Origin of the sequence: Clostridium sp. SY8519 (genome assembly GCF_000270305.1) — a bacterium.
GTDB lineage: Bacteria > Bacillota > Clostridia > Lachnospirales > Lachnospiraceae > SY8519.
On the sequence record NC_015737.1, the window covers coordinates 611,908 to 630,450 of the forward strand.

19 protein-coding genes are annotated in these 18,543 nt (G+C 52.9%); 9 read left to right on the forward strand and 10 right to left on the reverse strand.

What is annotated here, in order from left to right; all coding sequences use genetic code 11:
* Nucleotides 1–8: 8 nt before the first annotated feature.
* Nucleotides 9–1,577: a sodium:solute symporter family protein gene (locus CXIVA_RS02885; protein WP_013976525.1), complete on the reverse strand. Its 1,569-nt coding sequence runs from the start codon at nucleotides 1,575–1,577 to the stop codon at nucleotides 9–11.
* Nucleotides 1,578–1,996: 419 nt separating this feature from the next.
* Here CXIVA_RS02885 and CXIVA_RS13280 point away from each other — a divergent pair, with 419 nt between their 5' ends.
* Nucleotides 1,997–2,914 carry a LysR family transcriptional regulator gene (locus CXIVA_RS13280; protein ID WP_013976526.1) on the forward strand — a complete coding sequence of 306 codons (918 nt, stop codon included), beginning with the start codon at nucleotides 1,997–1,999 and terminating at the stop codon, nucleotides 2,912–2,914.
* Nucleotides 2,915–3,019: 105 nt separating this feature from the next.
* On the opposite strand, the gene CXIVA_RS02895 is transcribed toward CXIVA_RS13280, so the two are convergent.
* The gene (locus tag CXIVA_RS02895) at nucleotides 3,020–3,454 is read right to left on the reverse strand and encodes an MOSC domain-containing protein (RefSeq protein WP_013976527.1); all 435 of its coding nucleotides are present in this window, start codon (nucleotides 3,452–3,454) and stop codon (nucleotides 3,020–3,022) included.
* A gap of 41 nt (nucleotides 3,455–3,495) precedes the next feature.
* Nucleotides 3,496–4,533, reverse strand: coding sequence for a GTP 3',8-cyclase MoaA (gene moaA, locus CXIVA_RS02900; protein ID WP_013976528.1), 1,038 nt, complete (start codon nucleotides 4,531–4,533; stop codon nucleotides 3,496–3,498).
* 262 nt (nucleotides 4,534–4,795) lie between these two features.
* On the opposite strand from moaA, the gene CXIVA_RS02905 reads away from it, so the two are divergent.
* The 5 genes from CXIVA_RS02905 (at nucleotide 4,796) to CXIVA_RS02925 (ending at nucleotide 7,984) form a co-directional block, all read left to right on the forward strand.
* Nucleotides 4,796–5,287 carry a MogA/MoaB family molybdenum cofactor biosynthesis protein gene (locus CXIVA_RS02905; protein WP_013976529.1) on the forward strand — a complete coding sequence of 164 codons (492 nt, stop codon included), beginning with the start codon at nucleotides 4,796–4,798 and terminating at the stop codon, nucleotides 5,285–5,287.
* 63 nt (nucleotides 5,288–5,350) lie between these two features.
* Nucleotides 5,351–6,379 (forward strand): molybdopterin-binding protein, encoded by a 1,029-nt coding sequence (locus tag CXIVA_RS02910; RefSeq protein WP_013976530.1) that lies wholly within the window; start codon nucleotides 5,351–5,353, stop codon nucleotides 6,377–6,379.
* Nucleotides 6,380–6,415: 36 nt separating this feature from the next.
* Nucleotides 6,416–6,763, forward strand: a complete 348-nt coding sequence (locus tag CXIVA_RS02915) for a hypothetical protein (RefSeq protein WP_013976531.1) — start codon at nucleotides 6,416–6,418, stop codon at nucleotides 6,761–6,763.
* 22 nt (nucleotides 6,764–6,785) lie between these two features.
* Complete coding sequence (moaC, locus tag CXIVA_RS02920; protein ID WP_013976532.1) at nucleotides 6,786–7,268, forward strand: cyclic pyranopterin monophosphate synthase MoaC; 483 nt, start codon at nucleotides 6,786–6,788, stop codon at nucleotides 7,266–7,268.
* 53 nt (nucleotides 7,269–7,321) lie between these two features.
* Nucleotides 7,322–7,984, forward strand: coding sequence for a 4Fe-4S dicluster domain-containing protein (locus CXIVA_RS02925; RefSeq protein ID WP_013976533.1), 663 nt, complete (start codon nucleotides 7,322–7,324; stop codon nucleotides 7,982–7,984).
* 47 nt (nucleotides 7,985–8,031) lie between these two features.
* Here CXIVA_RS02925 and CXIVA_RS02930 read toward each other — a convergent pair whose 3' ends face one another.
* The 5 genes from CXIVA_RS02930 to CXIVA_RS02950 form a co-directional block, all read right to left on the reverse strand.
* Nucleotides 8,032–9,078 (reverse strand): ATP-binding cassette domain-containing protein, encoded by a 1,047-nt coding sequence (locus tag CXIVA_RS02930; protein WP_013976534.1) that lies wholly within the window; start codon nucleotides 9,076–9,078, stop codon nucleotides 8,032–8,034.
* A 4-nt stretch (nucleotides 9,079–9,082) separates the two neighbouring features.
* Entirely contained in the window at nucleotides 9,083–9,787 is a 705-nt protein-coding gene (gene modB, locus CXIVA_RS02935) for a molybdate ABC transporter permease subunit (RefSeq protein ID WP_013976535.1), read from the reverse strand.
* Between the two features lie 78 nt (nucleotides 9,788–9,865).
* Nucleotides 9,866–10,786, reverse strand: coding sequence for a molybdate ABC transporter substrate-binding protein (modA, locus tag CXIVA_RS02940; RefSeq protein WP_347475637.1), 921 nt, complete (start codon nucleotides 10,784–10,786; stop codon nucleotides 9,866–9,868).
* Nucleotides 10,787–10,992: 206 nt separating this feature from the next.
* Complete coding sequence (locus CXIVA_RS02945) at nucleotides 10,993–12,426, reverse strand: SLC13 family permease (RefSeq protein WP_013976537.1); 1,434 nt, start codon at nucleotides 12,424–12,426, stop codon at nucleotides 10,993–10,995.
* 81 nt (nucleotides 12,427–12,507) lie between these two features.
* Nucleotides 12,508–14,001 (reverse strand): UbiD family decarboxylase, encoded by a 1,494-nt coding sequence (locus CXIVA_RS02950; protein WP_013976538.1) that lies wholly within the window; start codon nucleotides 13,999–14,001, stop codon nucleotides 12,508–12,510.
* A gap of 456 nt (nucleotides 14,002–14,457) precedes the next feature.
* On the opposite strand from CXIVA_RS02950, the gene CXIVA_RS02955 reads away from it, so the two are divergent.
* Both CXIVA_RS02955 and CXIVA_RS02960 read left to right on the forward strand, forming a co-directional pair.
* Nucleotides 14,458–15,336, forward strand: a complete 879-nt coding sequence (locus CXIVA_RS02955; RefSeq protein WP_013976539.1) for a MerR family transcriptional regulator — start codon at nucleotides 14,458–14,460, stop codon at nucleotides 15,334–15,336.
* 31 nt (nucleotides 15,337–15,367) lie between these two features.
* Complete coding sequence (locus CXIVA_RS02960) at nucleotides 15,368–15,925, forward strand: UbiX family flavin prenyltransferase (protein WP_013976540.1); 558 nt, start codon at nucleotides 15,368–15,370, stop codon at nucleotides 15,923–15,925.
* On the opposite strand, the gene CXIVA_RS02965 is transcribed toward CXIVA_RS02960, so the two are convergent.
* Nucleotides 15,922–16,518 carry a GDSL-type esterase/lipase family protein gene (locus tag CXIVA_RS02965; RefSeq protein WP_013976541.1) on the reverse strand — a complete coding sequence of 199 codons (597 nt, stop codon included), beginning with the start codon at nucleotides 16,516–16,518 and terminating at the stop codon, nucleotides 15,922–15,924. The two genes, CXIVA_RS02960 and CXIVA_RS02965, sit on opposite strands and share 4 nt — an antisense overlap.
* A 137-nt stretch (nucleotides 16,519–16,655) precedes the next feature.
* Between CXIVA_RS02965 and CXIVA_RS02970 the strand changes: the two genes are divergently transcribed.
* Complete coding sequence (locus CXIVA_RS02970) at nucleotides 16,656–18,035, forward strand: MATE family efflux transporter (protein ID WP_013976542.1); 1,380 nt, start codon at nucleotides 16,656–16,658, stop codon at nucleotides 18,033–18,035.
* Here CXIVA_RS02970 and CXIVA_RS02975 read toward each other — a convergent pair.
* Entirely contained in the window at nucleotides 18,032–18,457 is a 426-nt protein-coding gene (locus CXIVA_RS02975; RefSeq protein WP_013976543.1) for a hypothetical protein, read from the reverse strand. The two genes, CXIVA_RS02970 and CXIVA_RS02975, sit on opposite strands and share 4 nt — an antisense overlap.
* Nucleotides 18,458–18,543: the final 86 nt, after the last annotated feature.

Sequence of the window (18,543 nt, forward strand, 5' to 3'; positions counted from 1 at the left end):
GCCTCCTTTTATACTTCTGCCTTCGGAGCGATATTTGCCGCGATGCGGTCCGCATGGGTCTTCTTCCATGCAGGCTCACCCTTGAAGATGAGATGGAACACAATACCGCATACCAGAGATACTATCATAGTGGCATACATATTCATGCTCCATACGCCTGGGATAATCTTTCCCATCGGGCAGAAGGTCCAGATGCAGTCCACTGCGTAGGATACAATAATGGTCGCCCATGCCGCTTTTTTGCTTACTTTGAAATTGTAGCCCGCTACCAGCACAATAAATACCGGCATACCGAAGGAGAATACCCACAGGAACAGATTAAACACAAACTCATGGGCCATAATAAGTGCTCCCGGGAGCAGAAGTCCGGCTGCGATGATAATGCAGAGCTTGTTGATGCGGAGTTTTTTCTTTGGTTCCGCGTTTGGCATGCAGCATCCGATGATAATATCATTGGCAATGACATTTGAGTTCGCCAGTACGACGCCGCCGCCGGTGGACAGAGTTGCCGCCAGCAGTGCCACCATTAAAAGACCGATGGCCGGTACCGGCAGGCCTGCCTGGGCGATGGTAGGTACCGCTTCCAGACCGTTGGGTCCCACCACTTTTGAAATAGCCGGAATTGCCATAGCCGCAATTCCGAGAAAAATCCAGGGCAGGGACGACATGATATTAAAGGAGCATCCCAGGAATACGCCCTTCCGGCAGGCATGTTCATCCTTTGCCGCAAAGAAGGGCTGCATCATGGTCTGAGATACCGCGCCGGCAGTGGTATGAAGGACAATAACCGGAATAATCACTCCCAGCCATACGCCCGGGATTCCCAGAGTACCGAACTGTGTCAGATTCTGCTCCAGCTGAGCTGCCTTGTATGTTTCAAACACACCCGTCCATCCGCCGATGGTGGTGCCCAGATAATTTACCGCAATGATGGCGATCGCGCTGTAAGATGCCGCTATCATAACCACTGCGTTAATGCAGTTAAGCCATGCCATCTGCAACATGCCGCCGAAAAATACATAAAATACAATGAGTACAAATCCCAGAATAATGGATTGATAGATATTCAGCGGAATTCCGCTGGCGTTGCAGAGTGTAAAGATCGCTGTTCCCGTTGCCACCAATTCGGAACATCCGATTCCGGTCCAGGTCATCGTCTGGAAAGCCGCATGGAACCATCCCATTTCCTTTCCGTATATCTCAGACAACGCGCCCGGCGCTGTCGGCGCGCCGATTTTTTTATACAGTGGCCCGATCCACAGCATCGCAATCGGTAGGAACACTGCACCGGCACCAATCGCCCACCACATCGCTCCGGCGCCGATACCGGTATACTGCTGATGGGTCACCGCTTCAATTAATGAAGTAAAACCGCCGCCGCCGGCCGCCTTCTCCCAGAGAGACATGGTGTGACCGGATCCCAATGGAGCCAGGACAAAGGAAAACGTAACCATTACCCAACCGAGGCCGCCGCCCGCATTGGAGAAATCTTCCGCAGACGTAATTTTCTTTCTTGAGTACAGGCTGGCCGCGATAATCAGCACAGCAAAGTACACAATCGCAATGACAAGAGCCATGAAAAAACCCTCCTTAAAAAAACACTTTCACCTGTTTTTCAGCTACCATTTCGCTTGATACAACCCTCTACTCGGGTTTAACTGTAAGGTGTATGGCCGCTATACAGTCAAGGCAAATATAAAAATATCGGGAATTTTCTCTAAATATTTTATGTATTTCTTATAAGATATCTGATTCTCTCTTGTTCTATTTCTCCAATTACTTCTGTTTATTCTCTGTTTTCTTGTGTATTTCCTCCATATCACCCGCTGTTTTCGCCGCGATCTCCTTGACATCCGGGCGGTTCCTTCGGTACAATGCAAGACAAAGAACAAGTAATTCATCTGTTTTTCAGCACCGGCCGCAGTTTCTGCCGCCCTGCCTGCTGTGATACCAGACCCTCAGTATTTCATTCAGCAGAGAATACAGAGGATTACTTATGACAGATTTACAATTGAAATGTTTTATCGAAGTAGCACACAGTTTAAGTTTTACCAAAGCCGCGAAGAGCCTGTTTATCTCTCAGTCCAACATCAGCCGCCAGATCGCCTCACTGGAAGAAGAGTGGGGTCTGGTTCTCTTTGACCGCAACACCAAGGGCGTAAAGCTCACCCGCCAGGGGGAGATGCTGGTAGAGACTCTGGAAGAGCTGCTCCCGAAATGGAACGTGGCCATGGAGCAGGCGCGCAATTCCGTGAAAAAATACGCCGGATGCATCAGCCTCGGCTGTCAGACCCACATCAAGGCCAACAGTTACTTATCCCAGCTCCTCTTCGGCTTTCACGAGAGCCGGCCGGAAATCAAGATCACCAAGGAACGGGTCAACCAGAAACAGCTGGTGGAAGGTCTGATGAACGACTACTATGACGCGATTCTCATCGCGGACCACGATGTGAAAAAAGCCGAAAAGATCGAAAAACTCACCCTGTTTTACTCCCGGGTGGGAATCGTCCTGCATAAAAAGAACCCCTTTTTCTATAAAAAGGATGTCTCACTGGCCGACTTCAAGGACAGCGTATTCCTGCGGTATAAACCGACGGATATTCTGCCGGCGGATGATTATCTGATCAATATCTGCGCCGCCTATGGTTTTTACCCGAAGATTTCCGCGGAATTTGAGGATTTTGATGAATTTCTCTTTAACCTGGAAATGGGAGAAGGCATCTCCCTGGTTTTCGAAGAAGCGGAAGTCACTTCCAACCTGAACCTGCGGTTTATCCCGATCGAAGAGGATGTCCCCCAGAAATACCTGCCGATGCAGCTGGTGCGCAAGTCCAAAAACAAGTCCACCCTGTTAAACGACCTGTTCAGTTTCGCCAAAAAATATTCCAGCCTGCATGTCAAAAAAGATTTCTGATAACAGACAGCGCCCCTGTCCGGCCCGGCTCTGCAGCCGAAGGCTTCGGACAGGGACGCTGTCTGTTTTACTGATTCTTCCGGGACTGTTCTGTCCCATGCTTTTTCAGTCCACCTTTTCGATGGAATCCCCTACTTTGATTTTTCCGCCTTTTAAGACTTTGGCAAATACGCCTTCCCGGGGCATAATGCAGTCTCCCATGACTTTATAGATTTCGCAGTGGCTGTGACATTCCTTGCCGATCTGTGTCATTTCCAGCAGCACATCCTCGCCGATGCGAAAACGGGTTCCTACCGGAAGCTCCTTCATATGGTAGCCTTCCACGATCAGGTTTTCACCGAAGGCGCCAAATTCCACTTCTGCGCCCCGGGCGCGGAATGCCTCGATTTCCCCCAGGCCCAGCAGGCTGATCTGCCGGTGCCATTTGCCGGCATGGGCGTCTCCCTCGATGCCCCAGTCTTCAATCAGTGTCGCTTCCCCTACTTCTGTTTTCTGGATTCCTTTGCGGTCACTTGTGCAAATTCCTCTGATTACTCCCATAGTACTGCTCCTTCTCTTGTTTGTTTTCTTTTTACCTGCAGTTATCCGCCGATGGATACCATCCGTTTGTCTTCCGAAATTTCATCCGGTTCCTCAAAACAGTGGGAGGACGGCTTCCGGTAAATCGCCTCCGACAGGATCCGCCGGACTTCTTCCTTTTCCCGGCGGCGCAGCGCCGGCTTCAAATCAAACGTGTCCGCATAGCACAGACAGGGTTTGATCTTTCCGGTGGCACTCATGCGGATGCGGTTGCAGCCTGCGCAGAACTTGCCGTGCAGCGCCTGGATCATACCCACCGTGCCCGCAAATCCGGGGATTTTATAATACACGGCGGGTCCGCTGCCATGCACGGTATGATCCTCCCGAAGCTCCGGATACCGGTCTTTCAGCATCTGCAGCGCATCCGCTCCGCTGATCTGGTAATACTGCCTGCCTTCCCCGATGGGCATCAGTTCAATAAAGCGCAGGTCCACCGGAAGTGTCCGGGCCAGCTCCAGCATGGACCACCAGTTTTCCGCGGCCGTCTCCGCGCCCCTGTCTCTTTCCGGACATTCCCCGGCTTTGCAGAACGCTTCTCTGGGAGCGAAGAAATCATCCGGAATCAGCACGGTGTTCACCTTCGTCTGCAGCCCCCGGTCCAGACAGGCATGGATGCTGTCCAGCACCTGATCCAGCGCGTCCACTCCCGTAATGTTCCGGAACCGTTCCGGATCCAGGGTGTCCAGGCTGATGTTTACTCCGCTAAGCCCAGCCTCCAGCAGTTCATCCAGATGCTGCTTCAGCAGGATGCCGTTGGTCGTCATGGTCACACTGTCAATTCCGTCAATCTGCCGAAGCATACGGACCAGCTTCGCCACTTCCAGCCGCACCAGAGGCTCCCCGCCGGTGAGCCGGATTTTGCGGATCCCCATATCCGCCGCGATCCGGCAGACGGTTTCGATCTCTTCATAGGACAGCAGTTCTTCCATCGGAATGGTCGAAATCCCGCCCTCCGGCATGCAGTATCTGCACCGCAGGTTGCAGCGGTCCGTCACTGAGATTCTCATATATTCGATTTCACGCCCGTACTGATCCTTCATAATGCCTTCCCCTTCTGTATGTCTGTTGCCGTCTCTGCACCCCTCGCAGCGTAATTATAACACATGCTCCTATTATAGATAAATTCCCTCTGCAGATTTATCCATATTCTGCCGGACACCATTCCTATCGCGCATAACCCGAAGATGTTGTATACTTATTCCGATACCTGATTAACCACTCTCAAATTCTGATGAACAAACCTCTTAACAGATGATAAAATAATACCATCGATTGCAACGATCGGAAAGGACAATATCCATCATGATAAAAGCAGGAGTAATCACAGCCAGCGACAAAGGCTACGCCGGGCAGCGGGAAGACCTCAGCGGCGCCCGCATTGTTTCCATACTGGAAGAGTCCGGCTACGAAGTGGCCCGCAGGGTAATCCTGCCGGATGACCGGCAGATGCTTGCAGATGAAATGATCGCCATGTGCGATGCGGGAATTTCACTGATTCTAACAACCGGAGGCACCGGATTTTCCAAACGGGACGTGACGCCGGAAGCCACACGCATGGTAATCGAACGGGAAGCCCCGGGCATCCCCGGCGCGATCCTTCATTATTCACTTTCCATCACCCCCAGGGCTATGCTTTCCCGCGCCGTAGCCGGCCTGCGGGGCAATACCCTGATTGTCAATCTTCCCGGCAGTCCGAAGGCCGTACAGGAGGCGCTGGATTATATCCTCCCGTCGCTGAAGCACGGACTGGAGATTCTGCTGGGGCTGGACAGTGAATGCGCCCGCCGAGACTGAACAGAAAGCAAACGAAACAGGCAGACCTTTCTGCCGCTATCATACAACTAGGAGAAGACTATTATGAAACTGATCAAAACAGAAGACGCAGTAGGACAGGTTCTGTGCCAGGATATTACCCAGATTATCCGTGGTGTGACCAAAGACGCCGTGTTCCGCAAAGGGCACATCGTCCGCGAAGAAGATATCCCTGTTCTGCTTTCCGTAGGCAAAGAGCACCTTTATGTCTGGGAAAACGACGACTCCATGCTCCACGAAAATGAAGCCGCGCAGATTCTCTATGAAATCTGCGCCGGCGCAAACATGCACGGCTCCGAGGTAAAAGAGGGAAAAATCGAACTGATCGCCGACATGGACGGTCTGCTGAAAATCGACCGGGAACATCTCCTGGCAGTCAACCGGCTGGGAGAAATGATGATCGCGTCCATCCACGGCGATTTTCCTGTCAGAAAGGGGGACAAACTGGCCGGCACACGCATCATCCCTCTCGTCATTGAAAAGGAAAAAATGGAACGTGCCCGCCGGACAGCCGGCAGCACTCCCCTGTTTCAGGTGCTCCCTTTCCGCCACAAAAAAATCGGCATCGTCACCACCGGCAGTGAAGTGTTCAAGGGGAGGATCAAAGACACCTTCGGCCCCGTGATCCGCGACAAAGTGGCGGAATTCCCCACAGAAGTCATCCGCCAGATCTATGTGGACGATGACAAAGAGGGCATCCGCGAAGCCATCCTGCAGCAGATCAGCGACGGCGCGGACTGCGTGATCTGCACCGGCGGCATGAGCGTGGATCCGGACGACTGCACGCCGGGCGCTATCCAGGCCACCGGCGCCGAAGTGATTACATACGGCGCGCCGGTTCTCCCCGGTGCCATGCTCTGCGTCGCGTATTACCGGGCGGCGGACCGCACGGTTCCGATTCTCGGACTCCCCGGCTGCGTTATGTACGCGAAACGCACCGTATTTGACCTGGTTCTTCCACGCATCATGGCCGACGATCCCATCTCGGCAGAAGATATTGCCTCCATGGGAGAAGGCGGTCTGTGCCTAAACTGCGCCGTATGCACTTTTCCAAACTGCGGATTCGGCAAATAACCGCCGACACCGCTTTGCCGCAACAAGGAGACTGTTATGTCAGAATTAAAACCCGTTACCTTCCACTGGGAAGAAATCGAGAAATACAGCGTATTTAAAATCATGCGCTTCGAAGTCAGAAACAACGGCAGCCTCATCGGCTACTACCGTATCTGGCACGATCCGGACACCGAAAACATCGCCTTTTACAGCGAACACGACAAACACGGTGTCCTGCCGCCGGGCACCTACAAATCCATCCCAAAGAATCACAAACTGATCCAGTATATCGAGGATGATTTAAACCGGATGGGTTATACGATTCCGGATGCCCATTCCCGCATTACCGACGGCATGCTGATCGGCACCGAACGGTTTCCGTCCGACTGGGAAGCCATCTATTAATACAGACCGGAGGTAGAATTCCATGGAATTAACACATATGAACGAACAGGGACGCGCCCGTATGGTGGATGTATCCGCCAAGGCAGACACCCGGCGCATCGGGGTGGCGTCCGGACGCATTTCCATGCAGCCGGAGACATTCCGTCTCATTACAGACGGCAAAATCAAAAAAGGCGATGTGCTGGCAGTGGCCCAGGTAGCCGGTATCATGGCTGCCAAAAAGACGTTCGACGCCATACCCATGTGCCACCCGCTGCTGATCACCGGTGTGGATATCCATTTTGAACTGCATCCCGAATGCTCGGAAATCGAGGCCGTGGCATCCGTAAAGACCACAGGAAAAACAGGCATCGAAATGGAGGCACTGCACGCGACAGCCGTTGCCCTGCTGACCATCTATGACATGTGCAAGGCAGTGGACCGGGGCATGGTCATCAAAGATATCCTTCTGCTGGAAAAAGACGGCGGAAAATCCGGCCATTTTATCCGCAGCAGAGAACAGTAGCACCGTTTCCGCCCGCGCCGGGCGAAGCGACAGAAAAGGAGTCACCGTTTGCCATGAAACAATACGCTTTTGTTGTGGAACTGGACCGCTGCATCGGCTGTATGCAGTGTGAAACCGCCTGTGAAATGGAAGGTTCTTCCCTGCTGGATGCCTCACGCATCCACGTCTGCCAGGTACTGCCGGATTCCGACGGCGCATCGCAGGAACGGTATTTTCTTCCGGTGATGTGCCAGCAATGCGCCAATCCGGCCTGTGTCTATGTATGCCCCTCCGCCTCCCTCACAAAAGACCCGGAGGACGGAATCATACGTTTCGACCCCTTTACCTGTATCGGCTGCCTGGAGTGCACAAAAGCCTGCCCGTATCACGCCATGAATACCAGCCAGGACAAGCCCCGGGTAGACAAGTGTACCCTCTGCATGCAGGCCGTGCAAAAAGGCGAAGTCCCTCCCTGTGTCACTGCCTGTGCGGGAGAAGCACTGTCCATCGGCAACATCAGCGATCCGGACAGCGAAGTATCCCGCCGACTCACCCGGGCCGGGGGAAGCGCAGTGTTTACGCTTCCGAACCGCCGGGACTGCCGGCCGTCCACCCGCTATATCCTGAGCGAAAGCGAATGGCAGGACCGGCTGCCGGAAGATCTTCTCCGCGGTTCCCGCACCCTTCCGGCAGACACGCCGGAGGACTGCAGCAAGGCATCGCCTGCCGGCAGCTGACACCTCCGGCCGTCCGCTGTGTACACAAAAAATACTGCGGGGTATGTTTACCCCCGCAGCATCATCAGCGCATGTTCCGGAATATGAATATGCAGATATTCCCTGGCAGCCAGTTCGGCTGCCTTTTTTTTATCCATCAGCAGACGCATCCGCGCCGGCGTCCCGTCCTGGCAGTCCAGGATCAGCTCCGACTCAAACTGCTGCTCGATCAGCCGGTCCACCTTCATAGTTCCGTAATTCGGCTGATTCCGCGCTTCTTCCATCACTTCCACATAGTGGGCACGGATTCCCACATATTTCAGATCTTCGGGCACCTTCTGGGTGAGACGAAATTCCATGCCCCATCCTTTGGCATACAGGCAGTGTTCGGATTTTCTTTCTGCTTTGGTAATATTGCGGCACCCTGACAGGCGGGCCGCCACTACTGTCTGCGGATTGTCAAAGAAATCCATTTTTTCCTGTACGGTTTCCATATGACCCTGATCCAGCACACAGACCCGGTCACAGAGATGATAGACCTCATCCCGACTGTGGGAGACAAACAGAACAGGCTTTTTCACCTCCGCCAGAAGCTCCATCAGCTCCTCCTCCACCTGCCACTTCAGATACGTATCCAGGGCAGACAGCGGCTCATCCAGCAGCAGCACATCCGGATCCGAGGCCATCATCCTGGCCAGCGCCACCCGCTGTTTCTGTCCGCCGGACAGCTGCCTGGGCAGATGGTTTTCCAGTCCCTGCAGCTGAAATCTGGCCATATAGTCACGGACCACTTCCATGGAAGGATGCCTCCCCATCCCTGCCATGATGTTCTTCTCGACGGTCATATTCGGAAAAAGCGCATAATCCTGAAACATATATCCGGTGTGACGCTTCTGGGGAATCAGATTGATTTTTTTCTCCGAATCAAAGAGCACCCGGCCGTCCACCGCAATCCTGCCTTCATCCGGCCGTTCAATTCCCGCAATACATTTTAACGTCATGCTTTTTCCGCAGCCCGAGGCCCCCAGCAGGGCAAAAATCTCATTTTCCGCCCGAAAACAGACATCCAGATGGAAATTTCCTATTTTTTTTCTGATATCAACTTCAACTGCCATAGGTCTACCAACGTTCAATATTCTTCATGTTCTTTCCTGCAATCAGATTCATGGCCACAATAATGCCAAAGGCTATGATCAGAATAATGATCACCCAGATTCCCGCCGTGAGATAATCCCCGTCCTGAATCACCATGGCGATCCGCTGGGAAATCGTCGCCGTCTTATGGGGAATATTGCCGGCCAGCATGGATGTGGCGCCGTATTCTCCCAGTGCCCGGGCAAACGTGAGAATCGTGCCGGAGATAATCCCGGGGCCTGCGTTTGGTACCGCCACCCGCCAGAAAATCTGCGCCTCTGACATGCCGAGGGTTCTGCCTGCGTAAATCAGGTTCGTATCCAGCTGTTCAAAGGCGGCCCTGGCATTGCGGTACATCAGCGGAAAGGCAATCACGGCTGCCGCCAGAATACATCCCAGCCAGGTCTGCACCACTTTAATATTCAGTTCGGCATATAAAAAGGATCCCAGCGGCCTGCGCAGGCTGAACAGCAGCAGGAGGAAAAAGCCTGCCACAGTCGGCGGCAGCACCATGGGAAGCGTCAGTACGCCATCCGCCACCGCCCGGACTTTCGGTCCGGCATGCACAATTTTCCCGGCTGCGAATATGCCAAGAAAAAAGGAAACAACGGTTGCCACCACACCGGTTTTCAATGAAATAAACAAAGGGCTCCAGTCAAGCCCTGCCAGAATCTCATGCAAACTGTTCATTGATTCTGTCCTTTCCGGGCAGCAGCAGACAAGCCGCACACCTTGATGCACGGCCTGTCTGCTGCTGCCGTCTGTAAATCAGTCTTTTACGTCTGTATCAAAGTAATACTTCTGGAATACTTTCTTTGCCTGGTCCGAGCTGACATATTTCACAAAGTCCGCAGCTGCCGAGGATTCCGCCTCGTCCGCTTCTTTGTTCTGTACCTGGGCGATCGGATAGATCACGTCGCCGGTCAGATCATAGCTCACCACTTCCAGAATCTTCAGTTTATCTTCCAGACCGTAAGTATCGGATTTGTATACCGTGCCCACTTCGTTGGAGCCTTCCGCAACGGCGGAAGTAACGGCGCTTACATTCTTGCACTCGTTGATTTCCACACCGCCCAGGGCTTTGGATACCTGCTCCGTGGTAATCGCGGATACATCATCCGCCTTTTTCAGGATACCTGCATTTACCAGTGCCTGCCGCGTATATTTGCCCACCGGAACGGAACCGTCTGCCAGTGCAATGCTTTTTGCGTCTTTCAGGGTCCTAAGCCCGGTGACTTTTGTCTTGCTGTCTTTCTGCGTTACTACACACACCTGGTTGTTTACCACGTTATGGCGCGTGCCTTCTACTACCATTTTATCTTTGTCCTGCAGCTGATCCATCTGCTTCTGAGCCGCCGAGAAAAACACATCACAGGCAGCCCCTTCTTCAATCTGGGTCAGGAGCGTGCCTGAGCTGTCATAGCTGGCCTGTACCTTTACATCCGGCTGGGTCTTATTATAGTCCGCAATCAGTTCATCCAGCACTTTATTCAGGCTGGCTGCCGCAAATACATTGATCGTAGCCGACTGCTTCTGATCTCCGGACTCTCCGGAGGCTGATGTGTCTGCTGCCGCAGCGGATCCTGCAGAGGTCTGCTGACTGTCGGTTTTGCTGCTTCCGCACCCCGCAAGTATCGCTGCCCCCATTACAGCAACAAGCGCAATGCTTAATACCTTCATTTTCATCATTTTTCTCCTTGTTTTGTTTATTTATAAAATGTTTTGTACTACTTTGAACATTTTATTATAACGACATATCGCTGTCAACTTTTTTCCCATGCAGCTTCCCCCCCATTCATGCAGGATCCGCATGAATGAAAAAAGGAGGTTCCCGCCAGCGGAAACCTCCTGAACATAAACATATTTCTGATACATCACTGCAAAAGAGCCGTCGCTTATCCGATGATCGCAGTTGCCAGCGGAACACCGATGAATGCGCAGACCACAAAGCAGATAACCACGAATGCCAGGTTTGGCTTGATGGTCGTCTTCATGGTAACGTGCCCCGGGCCAAAGAAGAACGGGGACGGAACCGCTGCAGAAGGTGTTACGGTAGCCATACCGGACGCGATACCGATGATTAAGCAGAACGCCGCGATACTGTAGTTGGATCCGGCCAGCAGCACAGCGCCGATATTAAAGAACAGCACCTGTGTTACGGTATTGGACAGGAAGTTGGTCATCAGAATTGCCAGCGCAATCAGCACGACAACGATTGCGGCAGTAGGCAGCTGTCCGATGGACGGACGCAGCACGTTGCCCAGCCATACGGTGATTCCTGTGTTTTTCGCGGAAAGAGGAACCGCGAAGCAGGAAACGGTACCGGCGAAGATAACCGGAGGAAGCGGAACCTGTTTCATTGCCGCAGGCACATTCAGGACTGCCTTTCCGTCAAAGCGAACCAGAGCCAGTACCACAATGCCCAACAGTGCGGGAACCACTACGCCCCAGGTATTCAGTGTGCTGAAGAACGGTACTGTTTTCAGGATGGACGGAGCCAGCACGAAGAAAATAACCACGACAAAGATAAAAGCTGAGAATTTTCCGTCTTTGCCAAGGGGTTTTGCTTCTGCTTTTACTTTTTCCACATCATAGTTCTGGAAAGCAGATGTATCCGGATTCCAGATACGGATGATAATCATCATAGCCACAAAGATAATTGCCGCGTAGATCACACCAAAACCAAGCCACTGGGCGTAGGTAATGGTCAGGTGGCACTGGGTTTCCAGCAGACCCATCAGGATATTCGGCAGCGCGTGAGCGATTGGCGAACAGATGGAAAGCAGCACATTGCCCCACATAACGCCGGTAAAGATTACGGTGTACATCGGATCGCCCTTTTTCAGCCCCATGTGTTTGCAGAGCACTTCGGCAATACCGATGTAAATAACTGCCAGGGACAGGTTGTCCATAAAGAGGCCGATGATTACGTTTGACGCGAAGAACATGGTCATAAACGCATACGGTTTTCCCTGTACAAACGGCCGGGTAACAAACCACATGGCGATCTTGTCAATGACACCCGTTTCTTTCAGGCATACATTCAGGATCATGTAAGTAATAACCGTGATAACTACGAAATGACCCATGGAACCGGCCCATACTTCATTCGGCTTCATGGCGCCGGTCATAACCAACAGGGCCAGCGCAAGCAGGCAGGTCCAGTGTGTATTTGTAGTCAGCCACAGATACAGCACAGGAATCAGAATCGCGATGACACGGACGCCGATAGCCGTCAGCCCGTTTCCGGGATGCAGCACCAGGGCAATCACCACGCCGATAATCAAGGCAATCAAATAATGGATATATTGTCTGTATTCAGCTTTCATTTCATTTACCTCATTTCCATATCTGTCCCGTGCACCGACTTTCCTCCCCAAAAGCCGATGCAGCGAAACATTTACTCAATCTCATTTTTTGTTGTAGTCCTCATCAAACAGTTCCGGCACCCAGTGTCTCGGATCCACATCCAGGAACTTGGAGCGTTCAAAATGCTTTTTCTGTGTGAAGGGCATCGTACAGTCAAAGATTGTCTTGCAGGAAATTCCATTGTCCCGAATCATGGGATTATATCCCGGCTCCTGCGTATGATCCAGCGGATGACACCGAACCCCCGGAATAAATACCGTATCAATATCTCCCTGATATCTGGTGTTCAGCGCCCAGAGCACATCATTGGAATCGAAGGGATCCACATCCTCATCCACCAGAATCACATGTTTCAGTTCGCTGAAGGCCGAAAATGCCAGCAGGGCAGCCTGCCGCTGTCTTCCCTCATCACTGGGCATGCTCTTCTTGAACTGGATCACTGCCATATACTTTCCGCCTCCGGAGGGATGGGCGTATACATTCATCAGTCTGCCCGGCATCGCCCGCTCTACCATATTGATGATGCTGGCTTCTGTCGGCAGTCCCGCCATATGCACATGTTCCTCGGAGGGTCCGATGGTGGTCTGCATAATGGGGTTTTTCCGATGGGTCACGGACAGCACTTTGATGATGGGCACCATAGGCGCCGGTCCGGTCTGTCCCGGAAATTCCGGCATCGCCTTGCCGGTTCCCGTGGAGCGGTCTTCCGGCACCCGGTCATGGGGCATCAAAAGGCCTTCAATCACATACTCCGCATTGGCCACTGCCTTTTCGCCAATGGTGACGCAGTCGCACAGTTCCACCGGTTTCTGGCGGATCGCGCCGGCACAGGCCAGCTCATTATATCCGATGGGTGTTGTGGGCGGTTCAAACCCGGCTGCCAGATATACCGCCGGATCCAGGCCGATGCTGACGGATATCGGCAGCGGTTTGTCCAGTTTCTCCGCTTTTTCATAAAACGCGCCGATATGACGGGCTCCCGGTGTGATCCACATGGACATCTCGTCTTTGCTCTGCAGGCAGAGTCTGTGAATCGTAACATCAGACACCGAGGGATCTTCCGGATCGGAAGCATAGCAGAGCCCCATGGTGACATACGGGCCGGCGTCTTCCGGTGTATTGGTCGGGGCGGGAATCAGATCCCGGAGATCAAATCCCTCTTCGGAAGCCAGATGCACCACTTCCTGGCAGGGCGGCTGTTCTCCCTGAAACGCCACCGGATCGATCGGGTTCTGCACGGCATCCCGCAGGAAAAATCCGAGTTTTTCCGGGCTGGTCCCCAGCAGGGCTGCTACCCGTTTTCTGCTGGCCAGCATACCGATAATCACGCGGGCACCCGGATGTCCTTTGACATTGTTAAACATCATTGCCGGACCGATTCTGGTAGGACGCATCACCGTCCCTCCTGCTCCCACATGGCGGTACACACCGGAAAGCTCTGCCTTCGGATCTACCTCCACGTCGGTTTCCACATATTCACCCGGCATAGATTTGATCCGTTCCAGTGCGGATCGTAAATCGTGCACTTCGTTCATAGACGCTACCTCCTTCATCTATCACTTCAGATACCTGTACGGGAGTCCTCTACTCGTACTGCCTCCCTGCAGCATATGCCCGGCCGCACCAGAAGGCCCGTACACTCCCGCACAGTACCCATTTGGTAATCAGCCTGCTTTTATTTTTCACTGTATAGCTGATATAAGGTCAATCTGATTTTTAATAAATTATTCACAAATTTTTTAGAATTCATTTGTATAATTTTCGTATTCTGAAAACTTCCCCTTTATATTCCTTAAATTTTTCGCTGTTTTCCCTGGCGAAACCATTGCCCCCCCCGCCATGCATTGACTGTATAACAGCTATACAGTTTATACTGAAACCCGACACATACCGACACCGTATTACGGCACACGCTGCCTGTACTTCACTGTTTCCGTACCCATGAACCGTATGGGATTCCTGCGTTTTTACTGTATAGGGGTGACTGATTTATGAAAAAAGACAACACAAGACTATCCATCAGCGAGATGTCAAATATCTGCCGGATCAGCCGTCAAACCCTGATCTACTATGACAAGCATAATATTTTCAAGCCGGATTACATCGACGCCAACGGCTATCGCTATTATTCCGTCTATCAGATTCCGTTTCTGCGGGAAATCTGCGCGCTGAAGGATAACCGGCTGCCGCTGAAGGAAATTGTAGAAAATTTTGAAAACCGCAGTGTGGACAGTGTTCTCAATCTGCTGCACGGACAGAAGGTGAACCTGCAGAAGGATATTGAGGAACTGAGGGAAAAACTGCGCAGTGTGGAAGAACGAATGGATTACTACCGCAGCGCCAAGCGGGAAGTCGAGCATGCCTACCAGCCCTATGTCTGTCAGAAGCCCGCGCGGCAGATCCTGTTCTGCAAGTGGGAGCCCAAGGGAAAAATGGACCGGCCCACCATGCATATCACCCATATGAAGCTGCGAAACCGGATCAACGACCTCCGCATGACTACCGATATGGGCTGGGGCGCCATGCTTCTTCGCGCGTCCCTGGACACGGATCACCCGCTGGAAGGCGCCGGTGCCTATGTGAATCTTCCGGCGGATTTTACGAATACCTACGGCATTCCGGAAGAAAACCTGATTACCATGCCGGAAGGCTTCTATGTATGTATGGGAAAATACGGCATGCCCTATGAAACCAAGGACATCTATGCCCTGAAAGAATGGATTGATTTAAATCATTACACCATCATCGGTGATATTTTTGATGAATGTCTGCTGGATACCACCTTTTATACGGAAGACATTCAGCGGGACTTCTGCCTGCTCCAGGTCCCGATCCGCATGCCCGGTGTAAATGTGGGCTTTGACCTCTGAACCCTGTAACCGTTCACTAGGAGAAACAACTATGAAAAAAATTGTAATCGGCGTAAGCGGCGCCAGCGGAATCCCCATTGCGGAAGCGGTTCTGAAAAACCTGAAAAAAAATCCGGCCTATACCTCACTTCTGGTTATGACGGAAGGCGCCGTCCGAACCCTGGAAACCGAATCCGAGTACACGGCGGAAAGCTTTCAGGCACTGGCAGACCAGGTTTTTGATATCAAGAACATCGGCGCGTCCATTGCCAGCGGAACCTTCCAGACAGAAGGAATGATCATTGTTCCCTGCAGCATGAAAACAGCAGCCGGAATTGCCAGCGGCTATTCCGACAATCTGCTGCTGCGGGCGGCAGATGTCACCCTGAAGGAGCGCCGTCCCCTGGTGCTTGTGGCCAGAGAGGCTCCCTTTCATTCCATTCATCTGCGCAATCTGTATGAACTGTCACAGGCCGGCGCCATTATTCTCCCCCCGATGCTTACCTATTACAACCATCCGGAGACCATACAGGATATGACCAATCATATCGCCGGCAAAATCCTGGATATCTTCGGCATCGAAGGGGAAGATTTCCGGCGCTGGCGCTAACTGAAATAGGCAAGGATTTCCCGGAAAAACAGTTCATGCCCTTCCGGGGAAAAATGGGCTCCGTCATGCAGCAGCGGAATACCGAATCCGGCGGCATCCAGGAACTCGATTCCCAGTTTCCGGGCCAGCCGCCGGTACTGACCGCCCAGTTCCCCGGACACCCGGGTAATGCGTTCTTCATAGCTTCCAAACGGTTTTGTCAGCGGCACCGGGGAAACCAGGACCGTTCTGCGTCCTTCCTCCCGGAAATGCCTCAGATAAGGCGTCATCACAAACATCTGCTCCATCCGCTGCGCCACCTGCTCCGCCGTTACCCCGGCAATATCCGCCAGATCATTCGTTCCCAGCATAATGAGCAGAATATCCGCGTCCGCATATCGGTGAAGCACGGCGTTCAGATTTCCATATTCCCAGGCACTGTGAGGAATTTCTCTTCCGTTTTCCCCGCAGTTGTACACCTGCCAGTCCGGCATTGCGTCCAGCCGTCCGGTCCAGCGGATCTCCTTCGGATAACGATAGTCCGAGCCCACCCGCGGATCAAATCCATACGTATTGGAATCTCCGTAACACAGCAGTTTTCTTATTTCCTTCACAGACAGCACTCCTTTCCTGCTCTTAACAGCTCTCCTTTTCTGCTCTTATTTGACATTTTTCCTGTATTGTTACACAATACTCATGGCTGCCGCCCAGCGGCGCCCTCCCTGATCGATGCTGACAAAGGAAAAATGATATGTCTGACACAACTGCCTCCCACAAGAAAAAAAGCGCCCGCATGGACATGCTCCACGGTCCGCTGCTGAAAAAAATATTTCTGTTTGCCATGCCCCTGGCCGCCACCAGTATTCTGCAGCAGCTGTTTAATTCCGCGGATACCGCCGTCGCCGGCCGTTTTGCAGGCAGTACCGCTCTGGCCGCCGTCGGCGCCAACAGCGCGGTCATCACCCTTCTGATCAATCTGTTTCTGGGACTTTCCGTCGGTGCCAATGTGGTTATCGCCAACCAGATCGGCCGCGGCCGGGCAGACAAAGTCAACGAAACGGTCCACACCGCCATTTCCCTGGCTCTGATCTGCGGATTTCTTCTGCTGGGTCTGGGGCAGTGCATCGCCCGTCCGCTGCTTTCGCTGATCGGAACCCCGGACTCTGTCCTGGACCCGGCCGTTCTGTATCTCCGCATTCTGTTTCTCGGCATGCCCTTTTTCATGCTCTACAATTTCGGCTCTGCCGTACTCCGCAGCATCGGGGATACCAGACGCCCGCTGTACGCCCTGATCGCAGCAGGTCTCATCAACGTGTGCCTGAATCTCCTCCTGGTTATTGTCTTTCACCTGAGTGTGGCCGGCGTCGCCATCGCCACTGTGATCTCTGACGGGATCAGCGCTCTGCTGATTCTGGTATTTCTGACGCGCAGCGAGGACATCATCCGTCTGCATCTGAAAAAACTGTCCCTGAAGAAAGAGTATGTCATCCCGATTCTGAAAATCGGCATTCCGGCAGGACTTCAGGGCGTCGTATTTTCGATCTCCAACGTATGCATCCAGACCGGAATCAACAGTTTCGGCCCGAAGGCCATCGCCGGCTCTGCCGCTGCGCTGAATTTTGAATATTTTACCTTTTTCATGACCAATGCCTTCAGTCAGGCGGCCGTCACCTTCACCGGGCAGAATTTCGGCGCCGGACTCTTTGACCGCTGCAGGAAAATCGCCTGGATGACTGTTCTGTCCGGTATGCTCATGACCGGGATCATGGTTACGGTATTCATATCCCAGCGGGGATTTTTTATCCATTTCTTTACCACGGATCCTGCCGCAGTCTCCTATGCCATGCAGCGGATGATGCGGGTGGAGATTCTGGAATTTTTCCCGGTGACTTATGAAGTCACCGCTTCTCTTCTCCGGGGAATGGGGCGTTCCCTGCTGCCTTCCGTGCTTACCGTGATCGGCACCTGTCTCCTGCGGATTGTCTGGGTATATGCGGTCTTCCCGCTTCATCCCACTTTTTCCCTGCTTCTGGACATCTATATGCTGTCCTGGTTTGTCACGGCTGCCCTGATGATCTCCGCTTATCTCATCGTCCGGAAACGGCTGTTTGCAGCCCGCGGCGCGGCCTAATCCTCCAGCTGGTCCATCAGCTGCCCGCGGATCTCCTGCACCCGGGAAATGGCTGACGCCACCTGCCACTTGGCTTCATTGATCTTCTCCTGCACCAGCCAGTCCGCAAGCAGTCCGTCAAAAAAGTAATCCGCAAAATGCAGAAAATCCCCGATATTTACCAGTGTCACTTCCTGATCCACGTCCCTCAGCTCCCGGCTGAAGGCCCGCAGCGCGTCTCTGGCCGCGCGCATTTCCTCTTCCGCGTCATGAATCCGGGAATGCTTCAGCATCGTGGTGAACAGGCCGCCGCCCAGCATATCTACGATTCCCCACCGGCCGGCGCTTTCCAGGCTTTCCTGCACATTTCTCAGCCGCCAGAGTGCCTCATCTGCTGCGCGGACCGCTTCCTGCAGCTCTTTCTGATACTGCGCTTTTTCCATTCTGTCTTCCTTTCTGCCTGTATCCCGGCATTGCTTTTCCTGTGTTTCTGTGTTCACAGTATCAGCAGTCATTTCGGCTGTCAAGT

Bases quoted from the DNA above. Each gene is read 5' to 3' on its own strand.
- CXIVA_RS02885 (WP_013976525.1), bottom strand. From the start codon at position 1,577: ATGGCTCTTGTCATTGCGATTGTGTACTTTGCTGTGCTGATTATCGCG.
- CXIVA_RS13280 (WP_013976526.1), top strand. From the start codon at position 1,997: ATGACAGATTTACAATTGAAATGTTTTATCGAAGTAGCACACAGTTTA.
- CXIVA_RS02895 (WP_013976527.1), bottom strand. From the start codon at position 3,454: ATGGGAGTAATCAGAGGAATTTGCACAAGTGACCGCAAAGGAATCCAG.
- moaA (WP_013976528.1), bottom strand. From the start codon at position 4,533: ATGAAGGATCAGTACGGGCGTGAAATCGAATATATGAGAATCTCAGTG.
- CXIVA_RS02905 (WP_013976529.1), top strand. From the start codon at position 4,796: ATGATAAAAGCAGGAGTAATCACAGCCAGCGACAAAGGCTACGCCGGG.
- CXIVA_RS02910 (WP_013976530.1), top strand. From the start codon at position 5,351: ATGAAACTGATCAAAACAGAAGACGCAGTAGGACAGGTTCTGTGCCAG.
- CXIVA_RS02915 (WP_013976531.1), top strand. From the start codon at position 6,416: ATGTCAGAATTAAAACCCGTTACCTTCCACTGGGAAGAAATCGAGAAA.
- moaC (WP_013976532.1), top strand. From the start codon at position 6,786: ATGGAATTAACACATATGAACGAACAGGGACGCGCCCGTATGGTGGAT.
- CXIVA_RS02925 (WP_013976533.1), top strand. From the start codon at position 7,322: ATGAAACAATACGCTTTTGTTGTGGAACTGGACCGCTGCATCGGCTGT.
- CXIVA_RS02930 (WP_013976534.1), bottom strand. From the start codon at position 9,078: ATGGCAGTTGAAGTTGATATCAGAAAAAAAATAGGAAATTTCCATCTG.
- modB (WP_013976535.1), bottom strand. From the start codon at position 9,787: ATGAACAGTTTGCATGAGATTCTGGCAGGGCTTGACTGGAGCCCTTTG.
- modA (WP_347475637.1), bottom strand. From the start codon at position 10,786: ATGATGAAAATGAAGGTATTAAGCATTGCGCTTGTTGCTGTAATGGGG.
- CXIVA_RS02945 (WP_013976537.1), bottom strand. From the start codon at position 12,426: ATGAAAGCTGAATACAGACAATATATCCATTATTTGATTGCCTTGATT.
- CXIVA_RS02950 (WP_013976538.1), bottom strand. From the start codon at position 14,001: ATGAACGAAGTGCACGATTTACGATCCGCACTGGAACGGATCAAATCT.
- CXIVA_RS02955 (WP_013976539.1), top strand. From the start codon at position 14,458: ATGAAAAAAGACAACACAAGACTATCCATCAGCGAGATGTCAAATATC.
- CXIVA_RS02960 (WP_013976540.1), top strand. From the start codon at position 15,368: ATGAAAAAAATTGTAATCGGCGTAAGCGGCGCCAGCGGAATCCCCATT.
- CXIVA_RS02970 (WP_013976542.1), top strand. From the start codon at position 16,656: ATGTCTGACACAACTGCCTCCCACAAGAAAAAAAGCGCCCGCATGGAC.
- CXIVA_RS02975 (WP_013976543.1), bottom strand. From the start codon at position 18,457: ATGGAAAAAGCGCAGTATCAGAAAGAGCTGCAGGAAGCGGTCCGCGCA.